Below are 19,925 nucleotides of genomic sequence, written 5' to 3' on the forward strand. Positions count from 1 at the left end.
GTGTCGAGCGCGTCATCATCTTACTTCACGCGCCCGGCCTTCCCCTGTTGGCCCTGGCCAGCACCGCCGGCGGGAGCCACGCCGTCCCTACCACCGCCCATCGCACCTTGCCCGCCGATGCCACTGTTGCGGCCAGGTGGATCAACGCAACTTCGTACCAGTTGGGCGACATGAATGACGCCACGCTGCTCGGCGGCGCACGCGCCTGCAGCGCTCGAGCCAACGTCAAGGTTCTGATATCGCGAGCCTGCCTCGCGTGTCTTCGGAGGATTCTCGTGGCGCCGCATCTAAGCTGGCTGGGATCACGAGGAGGGGCAGCGACGTATCGGCAGCAACTACGGCGCCGGGGCACAACATGGTCAGGGCGCGCCAACCGCGAGCACTGAGCCGGGCGGGGAGCACGCCGCGCCGGCGCGTTCTGCGCCACGGCGGCGATGGGTGGCCCCGATCCGCCGTGTTGGCCGGCTGGCTATCTGGGACCAGCCGGAGCAGCGCAGCGGCATTCCAGCACTGGACGGCCTGCGCGCCGTAGCCGTTGCGCTGGTTCTCGCCGGTCACGGCGGCATTCCCGGCTTAAGCGGCGGGTTCATCGGTGTCGACGTCTTTTTTGTCCTGAGCGGATTTTTGATCACGTCGCTGCTGATCGATGAACTCGGGCGCACCGGCCGCATCGACCTGACCGGTTTCTGGATTCGGCGTGCTCGGCGACTACTGCCCGCGCTGGTTTTGATGGTGCTCACCGTGGCTGCGGCCCGCGAACTCCTTCCCTATCAAGCCCTTACCGGCCTACGCGGTGACGCTATCGCCGCCTTCCTATGGATTGCGAACTGGCGGTTTGTGGCCCAAAAGACGGACTACTTCACTCAAGGCGCTCCGCCTTCACCGCTGCAGCACACCTGGTCGCTGGGCGTCGAGGAGCAGTACTACATCGTGTGGCCAATGCTGCTGATCGCTGTCACGCTGCTGCTGGCGGCGCGGGCAAAACGCTACTTCACCAAGACGACGGTGGGCCACGTTCGGTTCGCTGGATTCCTCATCGCGAGCCTGGGTGCGCTGGCCTCCGCCGTGGCGGCCATCGTAGTCACCTCAAACGCGACTCGGGATCGGATCTACTTCGGCACCGATACCCGTGCTCAGGCTTTGTTGATTGGTGCCGCGGCAGCGGCTCTGCTGGTTAGGGATTGGCCATCGCTGAATCGCGGCTGGTGCCTGGTGCGGACTCGGTGGGGGCGGCGCATTGCCCGCGTGCTACCCGCCGTCGGTGTCGCTGGACTAGCGGCAATGGCCCACTTCTCGACAGGCAGTGTTGAGGAATTTCGTCATGGCCTGCTGCTCGCGGTAGCCGTGGCCGCCGTATTCGTGGTGGCGCCAGTGGCACTCGAGCAACGTGGAGTGGTGGCACGGGTCTTGGCATGCCGACCCCTGGTTTGGCTGGGCACTATCTCCTACGGCGTTTACTTGTGGCACTGGCCGGTCTTCCTGGCGCTCAACGGCGAACGCACGGGGCGGACCGGTCTGCAGCTGTTCGGTATCCGGTGCATGGTCACCGTAGCGTTGGCCGCCGCATCGTGGTGGTTGATCGAACAACCCATCCGGCGTTGGCGACCGGCGCGCGTGCCGCTGCTGCCGCTGGCCGCAGCCACCGTTGCCACCGCGGCCGCGGCGACGCTGCTGGTTGTCCCCGTGGTAACCGGACCAGGCCTACGGGAAGTCGGTCTGCCACCAGGCGTGTCAGCTGTAGCGGCGGTCTCACCGTCCCCGCCGGGACCGAATCTGCCAGGCCCGATCACCGGGCCCCGAGATCCCAACCGGCCGTTCACGGTTTCGGTGTTCGGTGATTCGATCGGCTGGACGATGATGCATTATCTCCCCCCCACACCAGGATTCCGATTCGTCGACCACACCGTCATCGGCTGCAGTCTGGTGCGTGGCACCCCATATCGGTACATCGGCCAGACGCTGGAGCAGCGACCAGAATGCGATAGCTGGCCCGGCAGATGGTCGACACAGATGAGCCAGGACCAGCCGGATGTCGCGCTGCTGATTATCGGCCGCTGGGAGACGGTGGACCGGGTTAACGAAGGAAAGTGGACCCACATTGGTGACCCGACTTTTGATGAGTATCTCAAATACGAGCTGCGGCGAGCTCTCAATATTGCTGGCGCCAGCGGGGTTCGGGTGGCGGTAGCCACCGTCCCGTACAGCCGCGGTGGTGAGAAGCCCGACGGTCGCTTGTACCCCGAGGATCAGCCTGAGCGAGTCAATCAATGGAATACTATGCTACGCAACATAGTTGGCGAATACCTCAACGTAAGAGTTATTGACCTGAACAAAAAGCTGGGCCCCGATGGGGTTTACACCGCAAAGGTCGACGGCATCCAAGTGCGCAGCGACGGTGTTCACCTCACCCCGGAAGGCGTGAAATGGCTGCTCCCGTGGGTCGAGGAGTCCATCCGGTAGTCACCGACCGGTCCGGCAGCTGAGCTCCAGGCTGTCATCGCCACTGGCGGGGAAAGGGCGTAGAGCTGCTGGCCGGCTTCGCGAGTCACCGGGATGGAGAACTCGCTCATCGCGTCGACGCGTTCCTGTTTGACTAGCATCGCGTGACGGTGTAAGCATGAACCCGCAAGCATCTCGGTAGGTGAGGCGTCTGCATGGATACAGGCCACTGACCCCGAACGTCGAGAGACGCCCCGGTTCAGGACAGCTCTTCCCGGCCTAAGGGTTGAGCCCAAGTGGCTTCCGGAGGAATCTCCGGATACGCCGTGCAGTGCCGAAGCTCCGGCGAGAGGGGTGCGTACGGCGGCTTGTGTCGTACGTTCTTGCCTCTTGTGTGCTGGTGGAAGTGATGACACCCCCGTGTGTCCAGGCCGTGAGGAGGTGAGGGCGAGATGAGCGGCGTTAGTCCAGGCGATAGTCCGTATCCGAAATCCATCTTGTCCCGATCCAGCTCCGGCATTCTTTCTGCCGCCTGAGTTTCCCCGTCCCGAGCTGCCGCGTGCAGGTTGCACGCTGCGTAGGGTCGGGCGACGCTTGGGTCGTTGGCGGATGGCGCAGGCCGGTCGGGTTTCCGGCAGGAGAAAGCCATGACCACAATGACCATTAATCTTTCTGCTACACAACGGTTTACCCGTGTGGCAAGGGCTCACGGGCAATCGATGCTGCGCGCTGTTCGCCAACTGTGGAGCAACGCAAACGCACCCTTCAACTTGACCGCGGAGGAGCGGGCCAACGCGTACGTGGCGCGCATGCCGATTGCGCTGATCGCTTCTTAGCCGTAGGCGCGCAACCTGCCCCCCGTTGCTGGCCTGGCCCGTCAGTCCAACTCTAGTGAGAAAAAGAGAAATTCGATGACCGCTATCACTACTCCCTCTCGCGGCAGGTTGCGCGGCGCCGCGCTCGACCGAAGCTCGCCCGCCTCTGTTGGGCCCGCCGCAGGCGCTGCGACCGCGGTGCTGGATTCAGCGCATACCGGTGACATCGTCGGTGCTTTCGGCCGTATCCGGCGCGACGGCAGCGGGGCACGTGGCGGACGGTGGCGCCGCTTACGGACGTTGCTGGTTATCAGCGGTCCCGGCTTGATTGTGATGGTTGGCGACAACGACGCCGGTGGCGTAGCGACATACGCACAAGCCGGACAAGACTACGGGATGAATCTGTTGTGGACGCTGACGTTGCTGATTCCCGTGCTGTATGTGAACCAGGAAATGGTGCTGCGATTGGGCGCGGTCACCCGGGTCGGTCACGCACGGCTGGTGTTCGAACGCTTCGGCAAGTTCTGGGGGGCGTTCAGTGTCGGCGACCTGTTGATCCTGAACGCGTTGACGATTGTGACCGAATTCATCGGTGTATCAATGGCACTCGGGTTTCTGGGCTGGCCGAAAGTGATCGCGATTCCGGCTGCGGCGGTGCTGTTGTTCGCTGTGGTCGCCGGTGGTTCGTTCCGCCGCTGGGAGGCGATGATGTTTCTGCTGATCGCGGTCAACGTGGTGATCATCCCAATGGTTCTGCTGGTGCATCCGACCTTCACCGGAACGGTCGGAGGGCTGCTGCCGCAGTTCCCGGGTGGGCTGGACTCCACCATGCTGATGTTGATCGTGGCGGTCGTGGGCACCACCGTGGCGCCGTGGCAACTGTTCTTCCAGCAATCCAATGTGGTGGACAAACGCATCACGCCGAACTGGATTGGTTATGCACGAGCCGATTTGGTGATCGGCATCGTGGTGGTAATGGTGGGTGCGACGGCACTGATGGCGGTCACAGCGTTCGGTTTGTCCAGTAGCGCCGGAGCCGGACAGTTCACTGACGCCGGGGCAGTCGCGACCGGTCTAGCGAACCACTTCGGCAGCACGGTGGGTGTGCTGTTCGCCATCATCTTGCTCGATGCATCGCTGATTGGGGCCAACGCGATCGGACTGGCCACCACCTATGCCGTCGGTGACGCCATGGGCAAACGGCACTCACTGCACTGGAAGGTCCGCGAAGCGCCGCTGTTCTACGGCGGCTACGCCACGCTGCTTGCGGTGTCAGCGGCAATCGCGTTCAGTCCCGACCACGTCCTTGGTCTGGTGACCCAGGGTGTGCAAGCACTAGCCGGCATCCTGCTGCCGTCGGCCACCGTGTTTCTGGTCTTGCTGTGCAATGACCGCGCGGTTCTGGGTCCGTGGTCAAACACCCTGCGGCAAAACATCATTGCCTGGACGACGGTGTGGTGCCTGGTGCTGCTGTCGCTCGCGTTGACTGCGGCATCGTTCTTTCCGCGCCTCTCCACCACCACGCTGGAGGTGGGACTCGCGGCTGGTGCGGCGATCGGGGTCATCGGCGGTGCTGCAGTAGTCATCACTGGTCGACGGCGCAGCGGACAGCGCACGGCGGGAGACGTCACGCAGGCACCCGGCGGTGGCCTGGATTACCGCGACATTGGCACAACCCCGGCGCTAGCCCGCACGTACGGGAGTGCCATTCAAGGGTGCGACCGAGCGACGTGGCGTACCCCAGATTTCGGCATGCTCGCTCGTCCGTCCATGTCGCCGGCCCGTCGCGCAGGCCTGCTCACTCTGCGCGCCTACCTCGTAGTGGCAGTCGTGCTGGTCGTCGTGAAGATCGTCGAAGCTGGCCTGGCCTGACCAGTCGCACCAGGCTCGCTGAACATGGGCATTGGCAACGTATCCGTTGCATCACCAAATCGGAGGTGACAACACATGCCGTCAACCACGAGCGCCGACCGGCCAGTGCGGGTGACCAAACGTCGCGCCTAAACCCGCGCCCGCCTCATCGAAGCGGCGTTTCGCCTAGCCGAACCGCGCCCGCGCTTGGCTCACCCAACTACTCAACGTGGTGCTGAGCGGCTGAACGCGACGCCGTTTTTCCGGCGATGTGTTGCCTAAGAAGGCATCTCGCCAAGCGGCTCAGCGGTAGCAAATTAGGTTGTCAGCGAAGGGTTTTGAGGCAGCTAAGCTAGCCGACTACCTCGATCGGATCGCCAACGTTGACGGTGTTGAAGTACCAGGCGGCGTTATCCGGGCTCAGGTTGATGCACCCGTGGCTGACGTTGGCATAGCCCTGCGAGTTGACCGACCATGGCGCCGAGTGCACGTACACCCCGCTCCAGGTGACGCGAACCGCGTACGAGGCGGTGATCAGATACCCGTCGGACGAGTTCAGCGGGATACCGATGGTGCGCGAGTCCATGACGACGGTACGCTCCTTCGACAAGGCGGCAAAGTCGCCGATCGGTGTCGGGCGGCTCGGCTTACCCATCGACGCCGGCATGGTGCGGAGCACTTCTCCGTTTCTGCTGACGGTGAAGGTGTGGGCGGAGATGCTGGCTACGCCAAGTAACTCGTCGCCCGTCTCGAAACCGTCCGTTAGTTCCTGCACGCCAACCGAAACATGGGTATGGGCCGGCCAGTAGTGGCCCGGAACCCACTGCACCACAGTGTTGTCGACCCACTCGAAGTGTCCGGTCATATTGTTGGGTGAGATGACGCGAATGGTGCGTTCGGCGGCCCGGCGATCGGTGACCGGGGCAGTGAACGTAACCACCACCGGATGTGCGACGCCCACGACTGCGCCATTGGCCGGCAACACCGAGGCAACCTCAGGAACTGGCAGGGGAAGGGGGATCGCAGCGGTCGCGGGGCTGCCCGGCCCGATCACGGCTGTTAGCGTAATTGCGACCATAACAAATAGATAACGAACCGCTCGACGCATGGCGTCCACCCTTCGAGATGGTGCGATCAACACAACCGCATTCTAGTTGTTGTTACCGGGCAGGGGCCCCAGCAAACACTGTGGGTTAGCGTAGGCGCCATGGTAGCGGCTTAGCATTCGCCGCGACGCGATTTTCCCTTGTGATGTGGCCGGGTGGTGCCACCTGGCGGCACGGATATTAACGGTGGGTCGATTGCGGCGCTGCGCGAAGTAGACCGGTAGCCTCAGCGATCGGTGGCCTGATGCCGAGGAGGTGGCCAGTGCTCTTCCGCCAGCTCGAGTACTTCGTCGCCGTCGCCCAGGAACGGCACTTTGCTCGGGCAGCCGAGAAGTGCTACGTCTCGCAACCCGCGCTGTCGTCCGCAATTGCCAAGCTCGAACGCGAGCTCAACGTGACCTTGATCAACCGCGGCCATAGCTTTGAGGGCCTCACCCCCGAGGGGGAACGGTTGGTGGTGTGGGCCAAGCGGATTCTCGCCGAGCACGACGCGTTCAAAGCCGAGGTCGACGCAGTGCGCTCCGGTATCACCGGAACACTGCGATTGGGCACGGTTCCATCTGCCTCGACCACAGCGTCCCTGGTGCTGTCCGCCTTTTGTTCGGCGCAGCCGTTGGTGAAGGTACAAATCCGCTCCCGGCTGGCTTCCACCGAGCTGTATCGACGGCTGCGCGACTTCGAGCTGGATGCGATCATTGTGCACCCCACACCGGAAGACAGCCGCGACGTGGATGTAGTGCCACTGTACGACGAGCACTACGTGTTGCTGTCGCCCATCGACATGGTGCCCACCGGCGCGTCGACGCTGAGTTGGTCGGACGCCGCGCAACTGCCACTGGCGTTGCTTTCCCCCGACATGCGGGACCGGCAAAACATCGACGCAGCCTTCGCCGAGCATGGCATCACGGTTAGTCCACCGGTTGAAACAGACTCTGTCGCTTCACTATTCGCTCAGGTAGCTACCGGTGACTGGGCATCCATCGTTCCGCACACTTGGTTGTGGTCAATACCGACGGCCGGCGAGGTTCGTCCGGTGCAGCTGGTGGATCCAACGCTCAAAGCTCAAATCGCCCTAGTGACCAACGCGGCGGGACCGGGATCTCCGGTGGCCCGCGCGCTCATCGCATGTGCGAAAGAGTTGGCACTGGATGAGTTCTTCGACGCGAGGTCATTGGGAATCACCCATCGGCGCTGACCGCGATCTGCGGTGCCGAAGCGGCGCTTATCGGATTCAGGTTAGCCAGGTGCCCGCTCTCGACACCGGAGGCGGGGTCTAGCTCGCAATCGATGATCGCGGGCCCGTTTGACGCTAACGCCTCAGTGAGCACCGACGCCAGCTCTACCGGGGTGGTGACGTGATATCCCTTGCCGCCGAAGGCGGCTGCTATCAACTCATGACGCGCGCGACCGTTGAGCACGGTGGGTGCCGGGTCGCTCCCACACGTCGGTACTTCGTCGCCGCGGTAGACACCGCCATTGTTGAGGATGACGACGGTTACCGGTAACCGGTAGCGGCAGATAGTCTCAATTTCCATGCCACTGAACCCGAACGCGCTGTCACCTTCGATCGCGACGACGGGCCGCCCGGTCTCCACTGCCGCAGCGATCGCGTACCCCATGCCGATGCCCATCACGCCCCAGGTGCCAGTGTCGAGCCGGTGTCGAGGTAACTGCATGTCGATGACGTTACGGGTCAAGTCCAGCGCGTTGGCGCCTTCGTTGACCACATAGACATCCGGATTACTTTGCAGTACAGCGCGAATTGCGCCGAGCGCGTTGTAAAACCGCATCGGGTGAGGATTTTCGGCCAGCCGCTGGCGCATCTTCGCGTCGTTGCGCGCCTTGCGCTCGGCGAGTTCGGTTGTCCACGCTCTCGGCGTCACCATCGGACGCTGGGCCAAACCGTCCAGCAGCGCCGACATGACTGAGCCGATATCGCCGGCCAGCGGCGCCACAATTGGCCGGTTGCTGTCGAACTCCGACGCTGCGATATCAACCTGAATGAACTTGGCTTCGGCCGACCATTGCGGCGACTCGCCATGGCCGAGTAGCCAATTCAGCCGAGCACCAACCAGCAGCACGATGTCGGCACGTTTGATGGCCAGCGAGCGAGCCGCGCCCGCGGACTGCGGATGCGAATCCGGCAGCAGCCCCTTGGCCATTGACATCGGTAGGAAGGGGATGCCGGTGGTCTCGACGAACTCCCGAATCACGTTGTCGGCCTGGGCATACGCTGCGCCCTTACCGAGCACGATCAGTGGGCGCTGAGCTTGGCTGAGTACTTCCAGAGCGCGATCAACGGCGGTGGCCGCGGGCAGTTGTCGCGGCGCCGGGTCAACAAGTGGCCAAATGGTGTCCGCGGCGCCGGCGACCTGCAGAGCCTGACCGAGCACATCCCCGGGAATGTCGAGGTAGACCCCGCCCGGGCGGCCCGTGATTGCCGTGCGGATGGCGCGTGCGACGCCCAGGCCGATGTCCTCGACCCGGTTGATCCGATAGGCCGCCTTGGCCAACGGCCGGGCGGCGTTGAGTTGGTCGATCTCCTGGTAGTCCCCGCGCTGTAAGTCCACGATCGACCGTTGACTCGATCCGGAGATCTGGATCATCGGGAAGCAATTGGTTGTTGCGTTCGCCAGCGCGGCCAGGCCGTTGAGAAAGCCAGGGCCCGATGTGGTCAGGCACACCCCGGGGCGCGCGGTGAGGAAACCGGCGGCCGCAGCCGCATAGCCGGCCGAGGTCTCATGACGGAAACCGATGTAGCGGATGCCCGCCGCCTGAGCCGTGCGGGCCAAGTCGGTGATCGGGATCCCGACGATGCCATACATGGTGCGCACCTGGTTGGCCTTGAGGGCGTCCACTACGAGGTGGAAGCCGTCGGTCAGGAGACCCGCTGATTGCGTTGTCATCGTGGCAACTCCTCGTGCGCGTGTATGGGCGGGCTGCGGTAGCCTGGCGGGCTGCCTCGATGATCACTTTCGTCTAGCCCCCCGGGCTGTGTCCAAGTTCGAGTCGCTATCCCGTAATTCACGCTGTCTATCGAAACCGTCGGCCGCCGCTAGACGTGGTTCAATAGCCAAGGCTAATCGACCGTTAGTGGATCGCTATTGGACAAAAATGGCCTAACACCGGCAGGGTTCTGATCAGGTGCCAAGCCGGCGCCCGCACATCCGTAAAGGAGCGCGCGATGTCCGTGATGGCAGGGGACTCCAGCACCGGCGATCCAACGGTGTCTGATCAGTTGGGGCCCGACGGCTGCGCCGAGTCGTCGACCCCGCGGATCTTCGATCTGGTGACGGTGGCGGCCACTCGGCTGCCAGCGGCTGTGGCGCTCGTGATCTCTGCTGACCGCGTCCCGATCACCTACCGTGACCTGGTCCGGCTGTCCGATGAGCTGGCCGATCAGCTGACCAGGGCAGGTCTTTTGCCAGGTGACCGGGTGGCGCTGCGGGCGGGCAGCAACGCCGAATTCGTCGTGGCACTGTTGGCGGCGTCGCGAGCGGATCTGGTGGTCGTGCCGTTGGATCCGGCACTGCCCGTCCGCGACCAGCGGGTCCGCGCTGATGCCGCCGGAGCCCGGGTGGTGCTCGTGGACGCCTGTGGGCGCGAACACAACGATGAGCCGACAGTTCGGTGGTGGCCAATTGCGGTGAGCGTGAGCCGCGACGATGGCGCCCTATCGGTCCACCTGGACGCCGCTACCGAGCCGAACCCGTTCACAGCGGCGCCCGAGGGGCTGCGGCCGGACGACGCGATGATCATGTTCACCGGCGGCACCACGGGCCTGCCGAAAATGGTTCCGTGGACGCACGCAACTATCGCTAGCTCGGTGCGGGCCATCGCTGCTGGCTATCGACTGGGTCCGCAGGATGCGACTGTCGCGGTGATGCCGCTGTACCACGGGCACGGGTTGATGGCTGCGCTGCTGTCAACCCTGGCATCCGGCGGCACGGTGCTGCTGCCGGCGCGGGGTAAGTTCTCGGCGCACACCTTCTGGGATGACATCGACGCTGTGCGGGCCACCTGGTATACCGCGGTGCCGACGATTCACCAGATCCTGTTGGAGCGTGCTCAAGCCGATTCGGAAGTCAAGAAGACGTCGCCGCTGCGCTTCATCCGCAGTTGCAGCGCGCCGCTCACCCCGGAGACAGCGCAGGCGCTGCAAGCCGAGTTCTTGGCACCGGTGGTGTGTGCCTTCGGCATGACCGAGGCCACCCACCAGGTGACCACCACGGGGCTTGACCGGAATGAAAAACCAGCTTTATCAACGGGTCTCGTAGGCAGATCAACCGGGCCTGAAATCCGGATCGCCGGGTCCGACGGATTTCCCGTCGGACCCGGTGAAATCGGTGAGGTCTGGCTGCGGGGCAGCACGGTGGTACGGGGTTATCTCGGGGACCCGAAGATTACCGAAGCCAACTTCATTAACAGTTGGCTGCGCACCGGCGATTTGGGTTCGTTGTCCGCCGACGGCGACCTGTGCATCCGCGGCCGGATCAAAGAGCTCATCAACCGCGGCGGTGAGAAGATTTCGCCGGAGCGTGTCGAGCACGTGCTGGCCACCCACCCTAATGTCGTGGAGCCAGCCGTGTTCGGCGTCGCGCACCCGCTCTACGGAGAAGCCGTGGCGGCGGTGATCGTGCCCCGCCAGCCGGCACCCACTGCCACGGAACTTGCCGAGTTTTGCCGGGAACGCCTGGCGGCCTTCGAGATTCCTACTAGTTTTCAGTTTGCGTCCGAGCTGCCGCATACTGCCAAAGGGTCGCTTGATCGCCGGGCGGTCGCTCAACAATTTGGCGGACCGGCGTAATCCGGTCACTGCGAGGACGCGACAAAACCCCACGCGGCTCGCGCGCCGGAGTCCCCGACGCGGTAGGTCTGGACCAGTGTGGCCGCGGCGGCGACAATCGCCAACGTTGTGACCACCGCGTGCACAGCGGATTTCACCGCCAGTCCACGTGCCTGTCGAATGTGCACGATCGCAAGCAGAGTCACGGTGGCTGTCAGTGCTGCCACGAAGTAGGACAGGGTGGCGCCGAGGTTGGCGTGGTTGTCGATTGCAGACGACTGACCGAGCTTGCCAGCCAACCACGCTCCCGAGCTGGCCGTCAACGGAGTCACGATGAGCGTGATCACGGCCAGTACCAGAGTCAGCCAGATCAGTCGTTGCCGAGCCGCCGGCCACAGCGCGCACATGATTGCCAGCAGTGCCGTCAATGGTCCCAGCACAACCACCAAATGGTTGAGCAGGATATGGACAGGCAGTCCGTTGACTGTCGACATGAACCAGCTATACGGTTGTCTTCATCCGTGCTGCAACGGATTCCGGCATCGGCTCATAGCGGGCGAACGCCCGGGTGAACGATGCAGCCCCATGTGCGAGCGAGCGCAAGTCGATCGCGTACCGGGTCAGCTCCACCTGCGGCACCTCCGCCTTGACCACGGTGCGTTCGTTGGCCGCGGTTTCGGTGCCGAGCACGCGACCGCGACGACCGGAGAGGTCGCCCATTACCGCGCCCACGAAATCGTCGGGCACCAGAACCGATATCTCGTCGATTGGCTCGAGCAAGATCACCTTGGTTGCAGCCGCCGCCTCCCGTAACGCCAGTGCACCCGCCATCTGAAAGGCGAAGTCCGATGAGTCGACACTGTGAGCTTTTCCGTCCAGCAGCGTGACCCGGATATCGACCACCGGGTAACCGGCATGCACCCCCTTTTCCATCTGCGCGCACACGCCCTTCTCCACGCTGGGGATGAATTGACGCGGTACCGCTCCACCGACGACTTTGTCGACGAACTCGAATCCGGAGCCCTCAGGCAGCGGTTCCACCTCGATGTCGCACACCCCGTACTGGCCGTGTCCGCCGGACTGTTTGACGTGTCGGCCATGACCTTTCGCCTTGGCGGCGAAGGTTTCCCGCAGCGGCACCCGAAGCTCGACCGTGTCGACAGTCACGCCGTAGCGGTTGGCCAGCGCGTCGAGCACGACACCGGCATGGGCCTCGCCCATGCACCAGAGCACGATCTGATGCGTCTCCTGGTTCTGCTCGATCCGCAGTGTTGGGTCTTCGGCGGCGAGTCGACTCAACCCGACGGACAGTTTGTCTTCGTCAGTCTTGGCGTGGGCCGCAATAGCCACCGGCAGCAGCGGCTCGGGCATGGTCCAGGGCTTGAGCACTAGTGGTTCGGATTTGTCCGATAGCGTGTCGCCGGTTTCGGCGCGGCTAAGTCTGCCGATCGCACAGATATCGCCGGCCACGACGGTCATTGCGGGGCGCTGCTGTTTGCCGAGCGGGAAGGACAGCACTCCGACGCGTTCGTCTTCGTCGTGGTCGGGATGGCTGTTGCCATGACCATTGGCGCTGCCGAAGAAGGATGAGAAATGGCCCGACACATGTACCGTGGCGTCGGGCTTGATGGTTCCGGAGAACACCCGTACCAGGCTGACTCGGCCGACGTAGGGGTCCGACGTCGTCTTGACCACCTCGGCGAGCAGCGGCGCGTGCACATCGCAGGCTATTCCGGCGTGCGTAGCGCCTTGCGGGGTAAAGACTTCGGGTAGCGGATGCTCCATCGGGGACGGGAAGCCGCGGGTGGCGACCTCCAGCAGTTCCAGGGTGCCGACGCCGGTGGCACTGCATACCGGGATCACCGGGAAGAACGAGCCGCGGGCGATTGCTTTCTCCAGGTCCTCAATGAGGATCGATTCGTCGATTTCCTCGCCGCCGAGATAGCGCTCCATCAACGACTCGTCCTCGGACTCCTCAATGATCCCTTCGATCAGGCTGCCCCGGGCGGCCTCGATCCGATCGGCGTCCGATGCGTCGGGAGGCCGTGTGGTGCGCGTGCCGCCGGAATATTCATAGTATGTTTGGGACAGCAATCCGAGCAGGCCCTGACCGGCCGGCAGGTAAAGCGGTAACACTTTGTCGCCGAAGGCATTCTGTGTGGCATCCAGTGCCTCGGGGTAGTTGGCGCGGGCGTGGTCAAGCTTGGTGATCACCACTGCGCGCGGCATGCCGACCTGGCTGCATTCCTGCCAGAGGGACTTCGTCGGCTCGTCGACGCCCTCGTTTGCCGCGATCACGAACAGTGCGCAATCCCCGGCGCGCAAGCCGGCGCGCAGCTCACCCACGAAGTCGGCGTAGCCAGGGGTGTCAACGAGGTTCACCTTGATGCCGTCGTGCGCGAGGGAGGCCACCGCGAGTCCGACCGAGCGCTGCTGGCGGATCTCCGCATCGTCGAAATCGCAGACCGTGGTGCCGTCGGTGACAGAGCCCGCTCGAGACAAGACGCCCGCCGCGACCAGCAGGGCCTCAGCTAGGGACGTCTTGCCGCCCCCTGATGGCCCCACCAGAACCACGTTGCGAATAGCATCCGGGCTATCCGCGGTGGGAGCGACTCCCGCGCCTTGGGAAGCACTCGCTCTGTCGGCCATGACTTTCCTCCACATTCTCCCGGGTGTCAGGAATTTGAGCCCGCCTACGCCCGTGCCGGTGTGTTCCAGCCCACAGGACGCAGTTGCAACTTTTCCCCCAACCGCCGCCCAGCACAAGGGCCGGTCCACGCGTTCGGCCGGCACTGGGCACCGGCCCGCGAAAGTGATCCGGCCTCGCGCTGCGGACAGTCGGTTGCCGGTTGGTTCAAGCGTGCCAGCTGGACCACCGCTGCACCGACACTGCGACTACCGGGCCGTTCAACGCAACCGATTGATACTGAGAGTATTTGGCGCGCAGCAGTCGGTACGCGGTGCGCATTGCCGCGCCGTCGTGATGGATTGCGGCGACACCGTCGGCCCGAACCCACCACAACCTCGTCCAATCATCGTCGTAATGGTCAACGAGGACGCTGGCCTGGGGATTGTTCTCGATGTTGGTAAGACGCCGCAACCGCTGGGTCGTTTTCGGCTTCGCGTCGACGGCGGTGAAGATGAGGTCTTGGTCCACAGCGAAGACCACCGGCACCAGGTGGGGGATGCCTGCGGGCGTAATCGTGGCCAGCCGGGCTACCGGGGCCCGGGTGAACCGGACCTTCGGGTCAAATTTGCCCACCGGCTCAGCTTAGGTCGTTTCCATCTCCGGCTACCTTTACCTCATGCTGGCGGCTGCGGCTGGGCTCTTCGAGCACGCGTCCGTCCGAGTCAGCCCTGACGGCACCGTCGACGCGGCCGGCTTGCTAGGCATCTGGAAGTCGCTGATCGTGCTTTATCCCGATGGGACGCCCCGGACCAAACATATGGTCAACTTGTCCGAACTTGTCCGAACTTGTCCGAACTTGTCCGACAACCGGGGTTATCCCGCAATCTGGGACCTGACCGCGGTCTGCGCTAGCTATCCTGGACTACTGTTATAAGAAATTGGTTTTTGCTGCCCGGACCCCGAAGGCTGGGACATAGCTGATTCATAGCTGATTCATACCCCGATGCAGGAGGTTACGGGATGAGCAAATCGCGCCACCGCTCCCTGAAGTGGTCATGGTTATTCGCCGTGGTGGCGGCCCTCGGATTGGGCCTGGCGCCGGCGCCGGCGCCGGCTCAGGCGGCGCCGTCCACACTGGCGCTGGATCGGTTCTTCGACTTCCCGACCCTGCCGCTCGACCCGTCGGCGATGGTCGCCCAAGTCGGGCCGCAAGTGGTCAACATCAACACCAAGCTCGGCTACAACAATGCCGTCGGCGCTGGAACGGGCATCGTCATCGACCCCAACGGGGTGGTGTTGACGAATAACCACGTGATCTCAGGCGCCACCGACATCAGTGCGTTCAGCGTCGGTGACGGCCGCACCTACGGCGTTGACGTGGTCGGCTATGACCGCACTCAGGACGTTGCGGTGCTGCAGCTGCGGGGTGCGGGTGGACTGCCCACAGCAGCCATCGGCGGTGGAGTCGCCGTCGGCGAGCCGATCGTGGCGATGGGCAACACCGGCGGGCAAGGTGGAACCCCACGCGCGGTGCCAGGCCGCGTGGTCGCCGTCGGCCAGACCGTCCAAGCCTCCGACGCGCTCACCGGTGCTGAGGAGACACTGAGCGGGTTGATCCAGGTTGACGCCGCGATCCAGCCCGGAGACTCCGGTGGCCCCATCGTCAATGGTGCAGGGCAGGTGGTTGGCATGAACACCGCCGCCTCCGAAAACTTCCAGATGTCCCAAGGCGGGCAGGGCTTTGCCATCCCGATCGGCCAGGCGATGGCGATCGCCAACCAGATCCGCTCCGGTGGCGGGTCGCCTAGTGTGCACGTCGGCCCGACTGCCTTCCTCGGCCTGGGTGTGGTGGACAACAACGGCAACGGCGCCCGGGTCCAGCGTGTGGTAGGAACGGCTCCGGCTGCATCGGTTGGGATCGCTGCCGGCGACGTAATCACCGCGGTTGATGGTGTAGCGATCACCTCGGCAACCGCGATGTCAGATGCGCTCAACGCCCACCACCCCGGTGACACTGTGGCAATTAGCTGGACGTCGAAGTCCGGCGTCGCTCGTATCGAAAACGTGACGCTGGCCGAGGGGCCCCCGGCCTAATCTCGCCGCGGATATTTTCCGCCGTCTTCGAAATCCTCTGGTACCAGCCATGGTTGCCCGCCTTGATGCCGGCGTGATTTTCAGAGTTGCGTCTCGGGCATCCGTGGCATCGTGGAATTGATGAACGACGCGAGAGTTGCCTCCCGGCGCGATCCTGCGCACCATCCCGCAGACGGCAGCCACGTCGAAGACGGTGTAGTCGAGCACCCCGAGGCCAAGGACTTCGGCAACGCTGCCGCGCTTCCCGCTGATCCCACCTGGTTCAAGCACGCAGTGTTCTACGAGGTACTGGTTCGGGCGTTCTACGACGCCAGCGCTGACGGCTGCGGTGATCTGCGCGGCCTCATGGACCGCCTGGACTATCTGCAGTGGCTCGGCATCGACTGCATTTGGCTGCCACCGTTTTACGACTCACCGCTGCGCGACGGCGGCTACGATATCCGCGACTTCTACAAGGTGCTGCCCGACTTCGGCACCGTCGACGATTTCGTCGCATTGGTCGACGCCGCGCACCGGCGCGGCATCCGGGTGATTACCGACCTGGTGATGAACCACACCTCGGAATCACACCCCTGGTTTCAGGAGTCACGCAACGACCCAGCCGGCCCATACGCCGGCTACTACGTGTGGAGCGACACCAGCGAGAAATACTCCGACGCCAGGATCATCTTCGTCGACACCGAAGAATCGAACTGGACGTTCGACCCGATTCGCCGCCAGTTCTACTGGCACCGTTTCTTCTCCCACCAGCCGGACCTCAATTACGACAACCCGGCCGTGCAAGAGGCGATGATCGACGTCCTGCGATTTTGGCTCGGTCTGGGGATCGACGGATTCCGATTGGACGCAGTGCCCTACCTGTTCGAACGGGAGGGCACCAACTGCGAAAACCTGCCCGAGACGCACGCCTTCCTCAAACGCGTCCGCAAGGTGGTGGACGACGAATTTCCGGGCCGGGTGCTGCTGGCCGAAGCCAATCAGTGGCCGGCCGATGTCGTCGAATACTTCGGTGACGCCAACACTGGAGGCGACGAATGCCACATGGCCTTCCACTTCCCGCTGATGCCGCGCATTTTCATGGCCGTCCGCCGCGAGTCACGGTTTCCCATCTCGGAGATCTTGGCCCACACGCCGCCGATCCCCGAACTGGCGCAATGGGGCATCTTCCTGCGCAACCATGACGAGTTGACGCTGGAGATGGTCACCGACGAAGAACGTGACTACATGTACGCCGAATATGCCAAGGACCCGCGGATGAAGGCCAATGTCGGCATCCGCCGCCGACTGGCGCCGTTGCTGGACAACGACCGCAACCAGATTCAATTGTTTAACGCGCTGCTGCTGTCGCTGCCCGGTTCGCCGGTGCTGTACTACGGCGACGAGATCGGCATGGGCGATGTCATTTGGCTGGGCGACCGCGACGGGGTGCGGACTCCGATGCAGTGGACACCGGACCGCAACGCCGGATTTTCCGCCGCCAACCCGGGCCGGCTCTACGTGCCGCCGAGTCAGGACCCCGTCTATGGCTATCAGGCGGTCAACGTGGAGGCACAGCGTGACACCTCGACATCGCTGCTGAACTGGACTCGCACCATGCTCGCGGTGCGGCGACGCCACAGAGCCTTCGCTGTCGGGACCTTTCAAGAACTGGGGGGGTCTAACCCGTCGGTGCTGGCCTTTGTTCGACAGACGCCCGGCCAAGAAGGCCAGGACGACGACGTGGTGCTGTGCGTGAACAACCTGTCCCGATTTCCGCAGCCCATAGAACTGCACCTGCAGGAATGGAACAACTACACGCCTGTCGAGCTGACCGGGCAGGTGGAATTCCCACGCATCGGCCACCTGCCATATTTGTTGACGCTGCCAGGTCATGGGTTCTACTGGTTCCAACTGGAGCGGCGCGCATGACTCGCGCCGGCGACGATGCAGCGAAGCGGTGTGGGGGCACCACCCGCTTGCGGGGGAGAGGAGCGGCGCACATGACTTTGGCCGGCGACGATGCAGCGCGAAGCGGTGTGGGGGCACCACCCGCTTGCGGGGGAGAGGAGCGGCGCACATGACTTTGGCCGGCGACGATGCAGCGCGAAGCGGTGTGGGGGCACCACCGGCTTGCGGGGGGGAGGAGCGGCGCACATGACACTGCCAGCCAAGCTGCCCTGGTTGGAGTGGCTACCGCAACAACGTTGGTGCGCCGGACGAAACCGCGAGTTGTCCCACGCAGAGCCTGTCGTCGTCGTCCCACTGAAGGAGGACCTTGATCTGGTTCTGGTCGACGTCGACTATGCCGATGGTTCCTCGGAGCGTTATCAGGTAATCGTCGGGTGGGATGCTGCGCCGGTCTCGGAATACAGCACCGTAGCCACGATCGGCGCCGCAGCGGAGCGGACCGGCTATGACGCCCTGTACCACACCGATGCGCCGCCGTTCTTGATGTCGTTGGTCAACTCATCAGCTGTCCGTACTTCGGCAGGTGTGGAAGTCATCTTCGCGAAAGAACCGAACGTCGAGTTGCCGCTGGAAGCGATGCCGCACGTCTCTGATGCCGAGCAAAGCAACACCAGCGTGATCTTCGATCGGCGCGCTATCTTCAAACTGTTTCGTCGGGTCAGCAGCGGAATCAATCCCGATATCGAGTTGAACCGAGTGCTCGGCCGCGCCGGCAACCCGCACGTGGCCCGGTTGCTGGGCAGCTACGAGATGACCAGCGACCAGGCATGGCCGCTGGGGATGGTGACCGAGTTTGCATCCAATGCCGCCGAAGGCTGGGCAATGGCGACCGCCAGCGTTCGCGACCTGTTTGCGGAGGGCGACTTGTACGCGCACGAAGTCGGCGGCGACTTCGCCGGTGAGTCCTACCGGCTCGGCGAAGCTGTTGCCTCCGTGCACGCCACCCTTGCCGAGTCGCTCGGAACGGCGCAGGCCAGTTTTCCGGTGGATACCGTGCGGGCTCGACTGTCGTCGACCGTGGCGCTTGTTCCCGAACTGAGGGAGTACGCGGCAACGATCGAGCAGCGATTCCAAATGCTCGACGGCAACACCATCACTGTTCAGCGGGTGCACGGTGACCTGCACCTCGGGCAAGTGTTACGGACCCCGGAGAGCTGGCTGCTGATCGACTTCGAGGGCGAGCCGGGTCAACCGCTGGATGAACGCCGCGCGCCCGACTCTCCCTTGCGTGACGTGGCCGGTGTGTTGCGCTCTTTCGAGTACGCCGCCTACGGGCCGCTGGTGGATCAGGCCGCCGACAAGCAGCTGGCCGCACGCGCTCGAGAATGGGTCGAGCGGAATCGCACCGCGTTCTGCGAGGGCTATGCAGCCGCGTCAGGAACCGATCCGCGGGACGCACCGCAGTTGCTGGCCGCCTACGAACTCGACAAGGCCGTCTACGAGGTCGGCTACGAGGCTCGGCATCGTCCTGGATGGTTGCCGATCCCGCTACGGTCGATCACGCGTCTCACAGCGACGTAGCCCACCAATACCCAACTGGGGTAACCAAGCTCACGCTGCGCTGCGTGCAGCGTCGGCGGGCTGACTTCTGCGGGCACCGGGAGCCTCTGGAAGCATGGGGTCGTGCAGAAGGAGATTTACGACAGTGAAGCGAGATTGTCTTGGTTGCTGGCGGGTGTGGCTGGCGTGCTGGGGGCGACCGCATTTACCCACTCCGCGGGCTACTTCGTCACCTTCATGACCGGGAATGCCCAACGCGCCGTTCTGGGATACTTCACCGACGATGTGTTGCTCTCGGTCTCAGCGGGGCTGCTCATCCTGAGCTTCGTGGGCGGGGTGGTGATTGCGTCGATATTCCGGCGACGTTTCTGGGTTGCCCATCCACACGGCCCGACCGTACTGACTACTTTCAGCTTGGTGGGCGCCACTGTGGTGGATACAATCATGGGCCGTTGGGATCGGGGGGAACTTGACTTTGTGCCAATTATGCTGGTGGCCTTCGCTATTGGTTCTTTGAATACGTCATTTGTCAAGGACGGCGAGGTGTCGATACCGCTGAGCTATGTGACCGGCACGTTAGTCAAGATGGGCCAGGGCATCGAACGCCACCTGGCCGGCGGAAAAGTGGAGGACTGGCTCGGCTACTTCTTGCTATTCGCCAGCTTCGTCTGCGGTGCCACGGTGGGTGGCTTCATCAGCTTGGTCGTGGGAGGAACCCAGATGCTGGCAGCAGCCGCGACGGTGTGTGCGGCGACAAC

The 19,925-nt window shown here is 63.8% G+C and carries 15 protein-coding genes, 1 pseudogene and 1 riboswitch; of the genes and pseudogenes, 11 read left to right on the forward strand and 5 right to left on the reverse strand.

What is annotated here, in order from left to right; genetic code table 11:
* The 4 genes from F0Q45_RS28645 to F0Q45_RS16110 all read left to right on the forward strand — a co-directional run.
* Positions 1-386, forward strand: a 386-nt coding sequence (locus F0Q45_RS28645; protein ID WP_223163914.1) for a hypothetical protein, incomplete at its 5' end; no start/stop codon positions are given.
* A 61-nt stretch (positions 387-447) separates the two neighbouring features.
* Positions 448-2,460, forward strand: a complete 2,013-nt coding sequence (locus F0Q45_RS16100; protein ID WP_149654903.1) for an acyltransferase family protein — start codon at positions 448-450, stop codon at positions 2,458-2,460.
* A 166-nt stretch (positions 2,461-2,626) separates the two neighbouring features.
* Positions 2,627-2,800: riboswitch (M-box (ykoK) riboswitch) on the forward strand.
* 286 nt (positions 2,801-3,086) lie between these two features.
* Positions 3,087-3,275: a hypothetical protein gene (locus F0Q45_RS16105; protein WP_149654889.1), complete on the forward strand. Its 189-nt coding sequence runs from the start codon at positions 3,087-3,089 to the stop codon at positions 3,273-3,275.
* 75 nt (positions 3,276-3,350) lie between these two features.
* Entirely contained in the window at positions 3,351-5,126 is a 1,776-nt protein-coding gene (locus F0Q45_RS16110; protein WP_149654890.1) for an NRAMP family divalent metal transporter, read from the forward strand.
* 331 nt (positions 5,127-5,457) lie between these two features.
* Here the strand turns inward: F0Q45_RS16110 and F0Q45_RS16115 are convergent, their stop codons facing one another.
* A complete protein-coding gene (locus F0Q45_RS16115; RefSeq protein WP_149654891.1) occupies positions 5,458-6,213 on the reverse strand; it encodes a L,D-transpeptidase in 756 nt (251 codons plus the stop codon).
* 260 nt (positions 6,214-6,473) lie between these two features.
* Here F0Q45_RS16115 and F0Q45_RS16120 point away from each other — a divergent pair, with 260 nt between their 5' ends.
* Positions 6,474-7,406 (forward strand): LysR family transcriptional regulator, encoded by a 933-nt coding sequence (locus F0Q45_RS16120; protein ID WP_149654892.1) that lies wholly within the window; start codon positions 6,474-6,476, stop codon positions 7,404-7,406.
* On the opposite strand, the gene oxc is transcribed toward F0Q45_RS16120, so the two are convergent.
* The gene (gene oxc / locus F0Q45_RS16125) at positions 7,390-9,117 is read right to left on the reverse strand and encodes an oxalyl-CoA decarboxylase (protein WP_149654893.1); all 1,728 of its coding nucleotides are present in this window, start codon (positions 9,115-9,117) and stop codon (positions 7,390-7,392) included. The genes F0Q45_RS16120 and oxc overlap by 17 nt on opposite strands.
* Before the next feature lie 287 nt (positions 9,118-9,404).
* On the opposite strand from oxc, the gene F0Q45_RS16130 reads away from it, so the two are divergent.
* The gene (locus F0Q45_RS16130; protein ID WP_149654904.1) at positions 9,405-11,018 is read left to right on the forward strand and encodes a FadD7 family fatty acid--CoA ligase; all 1,614 of its coding nucleotides are present in this window, start codon (positions 9,405-9,407) and stop codon (positions 11,016-11,018) included.
* Positions 11,019-11,023: 5 nt separating this feature from the next.
* Here F0Q45_RS16130 and F0Q45_RS16135 read toward each other — a convergent pair whose 3' ends face one another.
* The 3 genes from F0Q45_RS16135 to F0Q45_RS16145 all read right to left on the reverse strand — a co-directional run bounded on the left by F0Q45_RS16135 (position 11,024) and on the right by F0Q45_RS16145 (position 14,259).
* Positions 11,024-11,491 carry a DUF2231 domain-containing protein gene (locus tag F0Q45_RS16135; protein WP_149654894.1) on the reverse strand — a complete coding sequence of 156 codons (468 nt, stop codon included), beginning with the start codon at positions 11,489-11,491 and terminating at the stop codon, positions 11,024-11,026.
* A gap of 7 nt (positions 11,492-11,498) precedes the next feature.
* A complete protein-coding gene (locus F0Q45_RS16140) occupies positions 11,499-13,646 on the reverse strand; it encodes an elongation factor G-like protein EF-G2 (RefSeq protein WP_149654895.1) in 2,148 nt (715 codons plus the stop codon).
* A 205-nt stretch (positions 13,647-13,851) separates the two neighbouring features.
* A complete protein-coding gene (locus tag F0Q45_RS16145; protein WP_149654896.1) occupies positions 13,852-14,259 on the reverse strand; it encodes a TIGR03668 family PPOX class F420-dependent oxidoreductase in 408 nt (135 codons plus the stop codon).
* A 43-nt stretch (positions 14,260-14,302) separates the two neighbouring features.
* Here F0Q45_RS16145 and F0Q45_RS16150 point away from each other — a divergent pair, with 43 nt between their 5' ends.
* The 5 genes and pseudogenes from F0Q45_RS16150 to F0Q45_RS16175 form a co-directional block, all read left to right on the forward strand.
* Positions 14,303-14,560 (forward strand): hypothetical protein, encoded by a 258-nt coding sequence (locus F0Q45_RS16150; RefSeq protein ID WP_149654897.1) that lies wholly within the window; start codon positions 14,303-14,305, stop codon positions 14,558-14,560.
* Between the two features lie 86 nt (positions 14,561-14,646).
* On the forward strand, positions 14,647-15,720 hold the full coding sequence (locus tag F0Q45_RS16155) for a S1C family serine protease (RefSeq protein ID WP_149654898.1): 1,074 nt from the start codon (positions 14,647-14,649) through the stop codon (positions 15,718-15,720).
* Between the two features lie 120 nt (positions 15,721-15,840).
* Positions 15,841-17,703 (forward strand): annotated as a pseudogene (treS, locus tag F0Q45_RS16160) (maltose alpha-D-glucosyltransferase).
* A gap of 150 nt (positions 17,704-17,853) precedes the next feature.
* A complete protein-coding gene (locus F0Q45_RS16170; RefSeq protein WP_149654901.1) occupies positions 17,854-19,188 on the forward strand; it encodes a maltokinase N-terminal cap-like domain-containing protein in 1,335 nt (444 codons plus the stop codon).
* 102 nt (positions 19,189-19,290) lie between these two features.
* The coding region (locus tag F0Q45_RS16175; RefSeq protein ID WP_149654902.1) for a YoaK family protein at positions 19,291-19,925 on the forward strand (635 nt) is incomplete at its 3' end.

This window comes from Mycobacterium simiae, from assembly GCF_008370645.1.
GTDB lineage: Bacteria > Actinomycetota > Actinomycetes > Mycobacteriales > Mycobacteriaceae > Mycobacterium > Mycobacterium simiae_A.